A 1761-nucleotide genomic window follows, 5' to 3' on the forward strand; every position below is an offset into this window, starting at 1 on the left:
TACCGCGTCCCCGCCTCGTGCACGGCGTCGACCACCGCCCTGGCGGTGTCGACGCTCGCCATGGGCATGATCCCGTGGCCCAGGTTGAAGATGTGGCCGCGGGCAGCCTTGCCCTTCCGGACGATCTCCGCCGCGGTGCGCTGGGCGACCTCGACGGGGGCGAACATGTAGGCGGGGTCCATGTTGCCCTGGACGCTGAAGTCGGGGCCGATGATGCGGATGGCGTCGGCGAGGTCGATGTGCCAGTCGAGGCCGAGCACATCGCCCCCCGCTTCCTTGACGGTGTCGAGCATGAGGCCGGCGCCCTTGACGAAGTGGATGATCGGCACGCTCCGGTCGAGGCTCGCCAGGATGCGCTTGGAGTGGGGCAGCACGTAGGCGGCGTAGTCCGCCGGGGAGAGGATGCCGCCCCAGGTGTCGAAGAGCTGGAGGGCCTGGGCGCCGGCGGCTGCCTGGGCGTTGAGGTAGGCGATGACGGTGTCGGAGACCTTGGCCATGAGGTCGCCGAAGAGGTCGGGGGCGGTGAACATCATGCGCTTCAAGTTGGCGAACTCGCGGCTCCCCTTGCCCTCCACCATGTAGGCCGCCAGGGTGAAGGGGGCCCCCGAGAAGCCGATCAGGGGCACCTTGCCGGCGAGCTCCTTGCGGATGAGGCGCACGGCGTCGAGCACGTAGGGCACGTCGGCCTCGGGCTCGCACACCCGCAGGGCGTCCACTGCGGCCCGGGTGCGGATGGGCTCCATGACGGGGCCGGGGTTGAACTCCACCTGGCAGCCCATTCCCTCGAGCGGAATCATGATGTCGGAGAAGAGGATCGCCGCGTCCACCCCCAGGCGGTCCAGGGGCTGGAGGGTGACCTCGCAGGCGAGCTCCGGGGTCTTGCAGACCTCGAGGAAGCTGTGCCTGGCGCGCACGGCCCGGTACTCCTCCATGTAGCGCCCGGCCTGGCGCATGATCCACGCGGGGGTGGTGTCGACGGGCTCGCCTCGGCAGGCCTTGAGAAAACGGTCGGCTCGGCTCATCTCGATCTCCTTCGTCGATCTCGGCTTGTCAGCTTGTCAGCTGCGCAGCTCGGCAGCCAGTCTTCAGTGGTCATCGGGAATGTGTCTTCCGCCGCCCAGCCGCCTAGCGGGCCAGCCGCACCGGCAGATAGTTGCAAAACGGTTCTTCGTCCAGGTAGTCGCCGGTGACGGCGTAGGCGCGGGCGCGGCAGCCGCCGCACACGTTGAGGAACTCGCACTGGCCGCACTTGCCCTTGTAGCTCTTGAAGTCCCGGAGCTGGCGGAAGAGGGGGCTCTCGAACCAGATCTTCCGGAAGGGCTCCTTCTTCACGTTGCCCGCGCTCAGGGGGAAGTAGGAGCAGGGCTTGACCTCGCCGAAGCAGTCGATGAGGCAGATGGACTGGGCGGCGATGCACCCCTTGCCGCCGCCCGTGGAGAAGGTGAGGCTGCGCCGCTCGAACTTGACCCCCTCCTTCTTCGCGAGCTGGGGCACGATGCGGTAGTAGTGGGGCGCGCAGGTCGGGCGCATGAGGATCTCGTCTTCGTGCTTCTCCTGCTGGTAGTGCCAGGCCAGGATCTCCTCGTAGTCCTCCTTGGAGATGAGCTCCCCCATGATCTCCTCGCCCCGGCCCGTGGGGACGATCATGAACATGTACCAGGCAGTGGCCCCCAGCGCCTTGGCCTTGCGGAAGGTCTCGGCGATGTGGGCCTGGTTCCTCCTGGTGAAGGAGGAGTTGATCAGGAACTTGATGCCGTGCTC

General features: G+C 67.4%; 2 protein-coding genes. Both read right to left on the reverse strand.

The annotated features are described in order from the left end of the window. On the reverse strand, positions 1–1022 hold a 1022-nt coding region (gene hemE, locus AB1578_23695; GenBank protein ID MEW6490902.1), incomplete at its 3' end, for a uroporphyrinogen decarboxylase. Positions 1023–1125: 103 nt separating this feature from the next. Beyond that, positions 1126–1761 (reverse strand): SPASM domain-containing protein (locus AB1578_23700; GenBank protein MEW6490903.1); only part of this gene is annotated, 636 nt, incomplete at its 5' end.

The organism is Thermodesulfobacteriota bacterium, from assembly GCA_040756475.1.
Lineage (GTDB): Bacteria > Desulfobacterota > Deferrisomatia > Deferrisomatales > JACRMM01 > JBFLZB01.